The following is a 6,485-nucleotide window of genomic DNA, read 5'->3' on the forward strand; positions in this document are numbered from 1 at the left end:
CTCATCCTCATCTACCCAGAAATCCCGTAAATGGTCGTACAGATTGCTTAAGGGCCGGCCTAGAAGTTCTCCCTTTCCGGCATAAAATTTAAGCAGGGCATGGATGGGGACAACATCATGGATGAGGGCTTTTCTTAGCATGGGGTAAAATAAATCCCTTACGGGGCTCCTTTTGATTGGATCAGGTGGGTAGCAGTTTAAAGACAGAATCTTTGAAATCATTGTCAGTAAAGGGTTTGTGAAGGATTTTATTGATGCCGGATTTTTTCAAAAGGACCTCGTTGACATCTACATCTCCGTTTTTTTCTTCTATAAAATCACTTTGGGTGGTGATCATCAGAATGGGCAGATCCGTCCGGGTGAATCTGCGCCTTATTTCCATGGTAAGTTCCAGGCCGCTGATGTTGGGCATGTTCAAATCCGTAATTACAAGATCTGTTTTCCCGGACAGTATCCGTTTCACCGCATCTTCAGGGCGGTGATAGGTTTCACAGGCAAGCCCAAGGAGAGACAATTTGTTCTGATATAGTTTAAGCATCATTTTTGAGTCATCCACCACAACAATTTTCACCGAAGATGACTCTTTTTCCTGATCCTTGCCGGTGATTCTTGATGCAATTTCCTTGGCAAACGCAACCTGGCCTAGGGATGCCATATTTGTTAGAAAGGCTTTGCGGGTGGACGGGGATGCCTTTTCAGCAATATGGGTGACGGCAAGTTCCCTGAAGGATTCTTCACCCATAAGAAAACTGAAAACAGTAGTTGCATCTGTATCTATAAGTGCGCCTACAGTTGAAACTGCTTCGGTGGACTTGTCCCGGATAATATTTTTCAGTCCGGCCACCAATGGTTTTGACAGATTTTTGTCAATGGCCCGGGCTGCACTCATGCGCACGGATTCTTCCGGATCCTGGAGACCCTGGACCAGACAGATGGCTGTACGGGGCGAAGGAATACGTTCCATGGCTTCGTAAGCAGCCTGGCGGATGTTGGCATCCTTGGGCTGGGTATTGATAATGTCCATGATGGCGGGAATGGCAGCCTGATCCTCTATGTAGCCGAGGGTGGTGATCAGATGCACCATATAGTCGGCTTCTGCATTCTGGAATGCCTTAGTGAGAAGGGGTGTGGCCTTTTTGCCCATGCTGATAAGCTCATCAATGGCCGTGTCCCTGATAATGGTGACAGGGGACGATAAAAGAAGGGTTATTTTTTCCAGATCATAAAGTTCCTGCTTGTTTGCTAAGGCCTGGACAACCAGTTTGTTGATGATTTGGTCTTCGCATAAAAAGCTCATCAGGGCATCTGCTGCATGGGGATTGGACACTGCACCGATGGCGAAAATGGCTGCTTTGATAATGTCGGGGTCTGAATGCGTGGTAAACGAAGAAAAGATTTCAATATGTTCGGGTTTGCGGAATACCGCAAGTGAATTAATGGCCGGAGTTATGATTTCCGGGTCTGTTTCGCCCTGCATAACCTGGATCAGAGCCGGGATGGTTTCTTCAAGGAACAGATCTCCGGCTGCCCGGATAAACTGAATCCGGGTCTTTTTTTCGTTGTTGGTAATATATTCTGTGACCAGATTGGTATTACCGTATGCTTTGTCCAAAATCAGATCATATAGGCTTTCCTGAATTTCCGTGTTGGAAATCTCTATTTTGGTAAGGTATTCAAGCAGAGGAAAAACAACGTTTTCAGGTCCTTTTGCAAGCTCTGCAAGGGCCATTTTCTGCACCTGGGCATCGACGTTGGCGTCCGATGCAAATTGAAGCAGGGCCTTGGCTTTAACTGTATCGTTTTGGTTGAGACAGAAGATTAGTTCATTGATAAAATCTTGTGCATTAATGCCACCCATAACTTCACTCCGCTAACTTTTAAACTGGTAAAATACCGAGTTTAAATATCTGAAAGATGCAAAAAGGTCTGTGTCATTTACCAGCGATTCTGTGGAACCGATCAAAAGGTATCCGTCCGGTTCTATGACCTTTGAAATATTTGAATAAATTTTTCGGCGATCTTCGGTGGTGAAATAGATCATCACATTGCGGCAAAGGACAATATCAAATTTTCCAATACCGATAAACGGTTTCATCAGGTTCATCTTTTTGAACTGAACCATGGCCCGAAGCTCGTCTTTAACCTTATACTTATCCTCCTTGGGTTGAAAGAATCTGTTAAGCCGGGCAGGCTCAAGTCCGCGCGCCACTTCAAATTTGTTGTAAACGCCGTAACTGGCCTTGGCAATAGCCGCATCAGAGATATCCGTACCAAACAGCCTGATATTGTACTTATCAATCGTTACACCCATTTCAATCATGGTCATGGCAAGGCTGTATAGTTCCTGCCCCGTTGAATTGGCCGCACTCCATATTCTTATGGTGGGTTTGCCAAAACTTTTTTTCGAACGTTTATCGATCAGGTCCGGCAGTATTTTATGCTGGAGAAGTTTGAACGGCGATTTATCCCTGAAAAAATAGGTTTCATTGGTGGAAATGGCATCAATAATTTCGCCTTCCAGCTCTTTGTTAAAACCGTGTTTAGATTTTTTCAGCAAATCCGAATATGAATTGCACTGGTATTTGGCAAGCAGAGGATTGAGTCGGGTTTCCAGAAGGTATTCTTTCCCAATACCTAGCGCAATTCCAGATATATCTAGAATATATTGGGAAAATGTTTTGAACTCTTCCGGAGTTACTTTGATTTTGCTCATAAGCATCGTGTCGGTATCGGCTGCTGGGTTTCAGGTTAAATTGTTTTTACGATTTCATCTGCAATTTTTTCTAACGGTGCGATGACATCTACTATCCCGGATTCCGTAGGTTCTTTGGGCATGCCGTAAACAGTGCATGTTTTTTCATCCTGGGCAATAATGAAACTGCCGTTGTTTTTCATTTGGACGAGCCCCTTTGTTCCGTCAGAGCCCATTCCGGTCATGATGACGCCTGTGGATCTTCCCACATAGTGCTGGGCAATGGAGCGAAACAGGTAATCTGCCGAGGGTTTGCACGAATTTTCCGGTGGATCATCCGTAATTTTTATTTTTCGGGTCAAACCGTCTGCCCCTGCAACAATTTTCATCTGCTTGCCTCCGGGTGCAATGAACACCTTGCCAGGTTCAATGATGTCTCCATCCTTGGCCTCTTTGACGTCAAGGGCGGACTTTTTATCCAGACTGGCGGCAAGGGATGCCGTAAATAAAGGCGGCATATGCTGTACAATGAGAACCGGTACCTTGAGGTCCTTGGGCAGCATGGGTATCATTTTTGTCAATGCATTGGGACCGCCGGTAGATATGCCGATACCTATAATTTCGGATTTGGACCTGATACCGGCTGGCCTGGACGGTAACGGCCTGGGGGCAGCCTTGGGTTCCGCAGTCCTTGCCGGAATCGGCACCGCATGTTTTGGTCTGGCCGGAGGATCAATTATTCCGAATTTATGGCGTTTGACATGGCGCACAATAGGCTCAAGGGCTTTTTGGACTTTGAGCATATTCTCTGTTATCTTGCCTTCTTCAGGCTTGGGCAGAAAGTCAAACGCACCAAGCTCCAAAGCCTGCAGGGTCAGCTCTCCTCCCTGGTGGGTCAGGGTGGAGACCATGATCACCAAGGGAGGGCTGTCCATATTCTGAAGTTCCTGAAGCAGCTCAATGCCGTTCATTTCCGGCATTTCAATATCCAGGGTCATCAGATCCGGTTTAAGGGTTTTAATTTTTGAAAGGGCAATTCTTCCGTTGTTGGCAGTACCGACTACCTCTATGCCCGGCATCTGTTTGAGTGCGTCTCCAACAATTTTTCGGTAAACAATTGTATCATCAACAACAAGCACTTTGATGGTGTTCATTATTCTTTGAGCACCTCATCAATATCAAGAATCCCAATCAACTTATTTTTTGTTTTTAAAACACCCTGGAAATATTTGCCTTTGACACCACCAATATTTGAAGGCGCTGACTCTATTTGTTCCTTCTGGGTGATGACCACATCGGAAATGGCATCCACCAGAAGGCCGATATGCTCATCTTCAGAATTGACAATGATGTTGCGGTTGTCTTTGCTTGGGGAGACCGGAGACAGACCCAGTTTTTTGCCCAGGTCAATAATAGTTACAATTCTGCCCCGAAGATTCAATATGCCTTTGACGTATTCAGCTGACTGGGGCACCTGTGTGATTTCAAAATGCTTATTGATTTCCTGGATATTTAATATGTCGATTCCACAAATGGCCCCGCCAACATAGAATGTGGAGAACTCTATGTCATTGGATGCGGTTTCTTTGGTCTCTTTTTTCATGTAAATCTCCTTAACGGGTATCTGCTTTGTGGACGTTTTACAAATTCATATATTGCCTGATAACAGCCATGAGTCGTTCCCGGTCAAGTTTTATCTCATATTCGTCAATCCCCACGGACCTGCCTTTTTCAATATGCGCTTCGCTGGCAAGGGATGTCAAGGCTATAACTCCAAGATGTGAGTACCTGGGATCACTCTTAATCCGCCTGGTGAATTCGAATCCGTCCATATTGGGCATTTCCAGATCCGTTACAACCAGGTCAATCTCTTCGACGCGTTCTTTTAACAGTTCCCAGGCAATAAGTCCGTCTTCAGCTTCGATGACCTTGAAGCCGTCCTCTACCATGAACTGTTTGACCTGGTTTCTGAAAAAGGCTGAATCTTCAGCAAACAGGATAATTTTCCCGCCGTCTTCGGCCATGCTTGCTGCTGCCTTGGCCTCGGCTTCAAACCATTCCGGATTCAACGTTTTAACCAGTTCAAAAATGTCCACAAGTAACGTGGTATGGTTGTTAATAATCATGGAGCCGCTGATGGCAGGCTGCTTCAGGGTCGAGCTGTCAATGTTGAGCACAACTTCCTGGGCATCCACCGGCGGGGTAACCATAAGCCCCAGTTCCCGGTCTTTAACCTTGAAAACAATAACTTCCTGCTGCTCCCTTTCCTGAAGTTGTTCAACATTTACCACCTGGGAGAGTTCATACAGGGGCAGGGAACCGCCGCGGTACTGGACAACCTTGCGGCCGCCGATCTGCTCAATGTCGGATGTTTTGATACGCTCAATACGTTCCACAATGCTTAATGCCGCGGCAAAATGTTCTTTGTCGTTATTTTTGAATGTCAGTAACGCGACTTTATCGGCTCTGGCCGCTTCTTCTTCCTCTGCGGCCCTGACCGCATTCTGGCTGGCTTCTGCAACGGCGGAAAGTTCGGCCATCTGGGCAAGGTTGGAGATATCAAGGATCAGCGCCACCTTACCGTCACCCATAATCGTTGCACCGGCATAGGCTGTGCATTTCTTTAAATGCCGACCCACGGGTTTAACAACGATTTCCTCGGAATCATGGAGCTGATCCACCACAAGCCCGTATTTGAATGCCCCGGCAGATACAACCGCAATATTGATAGCAGAAGAGGCACGATAACGGCGGTCGCTTTTCTCTCTTTTTGTTTCAGGTTCTGTTTGGTCCTCAGAATCAGAAACCTCCCCGGGCATGTGAACCTTTGATCTGCGGTCAGCAAGCCTGGTTCTGCGGTCTTCGTGTTCTTCGCCGGTTTCGGGATGAACATAAGTGCGCTGTATGCCGAGCATGTCCGCCAGGTTCAAAAGGGGAAGAAGCTCGCCCCTGAGCCGGACAACATCCGCATCCCCGACTTTTTCAATTTTTTCTTTGATCTGGCTTGCCGGAATCCTGAGCAGTTCGTTGAGGTTGACCTGGGGAACTGCATAGCGCTCATTGCCGACAGAGGTGATCTGGCTGGGAATAATGGCCAGCGTCAAAGGCAGCTTGATCTGAATATCCGTTCCCTGTCCGGGTGTTGAATCAAGTTCTATAATCCCGCCTAACGCCTCAATGTTTGTGACCACCACATCCATGCCCACGCCACGGCCGGACACATCCGTGACCTCCTTGGCAGTTGAAAACCCCGGTAGAAAAATCAGTTCTATTTTCTGCTTGTCCGACATTTCCGCTACCCGTGATTCGGATATCAGGCCTTTTTCAATGGCAGATGAGGCGATTTTGGCAGGATACAGTCCCCGGCCATCGTCTGAGATGACAAGATTGACCTGACCTGCATCGTGGAATGCCTTTAAAACAATTTTTCCCGTGCCCTTTTTACCCATCTGCTCCCTTTCCATGGGTGTTTCAATGCCATGGTCAACGGCGTTTCTTACAAGATGGGTCAACGGGTCATTGATGGATTCCAGGATGGTTTTATCCAGCTCAACATCCTTGCCTTCGATTTCCAGATCTATGGATTTTCCCAACTGGTGGGACAGATCCCGGACCACCCGGGTAAATTTGTTCAGGATATTGGCAATGGGCTGCATCCGTGTGCGCATGATCGCTTCCTGAAGCTCTGATGTGATCATGTCAATTCGCTGGCTTGAAAGCTCTGTCGCCTTTACGTTAGACGAGTTGACTCCCTGAAGAAGCTGATTTCTGCTGAGTACAAGTTCTCCGGCAA

5 protein-coding genes are annotated in these 6,485 nt (G+C 46.8%); all 5 read right to left on the reverse strand.

Annotated features, from left to right (window positions below):
- Positions 1 to 181: 181 nt before the first annotated feature.
- Complete coding sequence (locus AB7U36_RS16015) at positions 182 to 1,858, reverse strand: HEAT repeat domain-containing protein (protein WP_428160708.1); 1,677 nt, start codon at positions 1,856 to 1,858, stop codon at positions 182 to 184.
- A 12-nt stretch (positions 1,859 to 1,870) separates the two neighbouring features.
- Positions 1,871 to 2,713, reverse strand: coding sequence for a CheR family methyltransferase (locus tag AB7U36_RS16020; protein ID WP_428160709.1), 843 nt, complete (start codon positions 2,711 to 2,713; stop codon positions 1,871 to 1,873).
- 35 nt (positions 2,714 to 2,748) lie between these two features.
- Positions 2,749 to 3,846, reverse strand: coding sequence for a protein-glutamate methylesterase/protein-glutamine glutaminase (locus AB7U36_RS16025; RefSeq protein ID WP_428160710.1), 1,098 nt, complete (start codon positions 3,844 to 3,846; stop codon positions 2,749 to 2,751).
- Positions 3,846 to 4,295 (reverse strand): chemotaxis protein CheW, encoded by a 450-nt coding sequence (locus AB7U36_RS16030; protein WP_428160711.1) that lies wholly within the window; start codon positions 4,293 to 4,295, stop codon positions 3,846 to 3,848. The genes AB7U36_RS16025 and AB7U36_RS16030 overlap by 1 nt, the downstream gene beginning before the upstream one ends.
- Positions 4,296 to 4,332: 37 nt before the next feature.
- On the reverse strand, positions 4,333 to 6,485 hold a 2,153-nt coding region (locus AB7U36_RS16035; protein WP_428160712.1), incomplete at its 5' end, for a chemotaxis protein CheW.

This window comes from Desulfobacter sp. (assembly GCF_050177295.1).

Coding starts and splice junctions, on each gene's coding strand:
- AB7U36_RS16015 (WP_428160708.1), bottom strand. CDS start 1,858: ATGGGTGGCATTAATGCACAAGATTTTATCAATGAACTAATCTTCTGT.
- AB7U36_RS16020 (WP_428160709.1), bottom strand. CDS start 2,713: ATGAGCAAAATCAAAGTAACTCCGGAAGAGTTCAAAACATTTTCCCAA.
- AB7U36_RS16025 (WP_428160710.1), bottom strand. CDS start 3,846: ATGAACACCATCAAAGTGCTTGTTGTTGATGATACAATTGTTTACCGA.
- AB7U36_RS16030 (WP_428160711.1), bottom strand. CDS start 4,295: ATGAAAAAAGAGACCAAAGAAACCGCATCCAATGACATAGAGTTCTCC.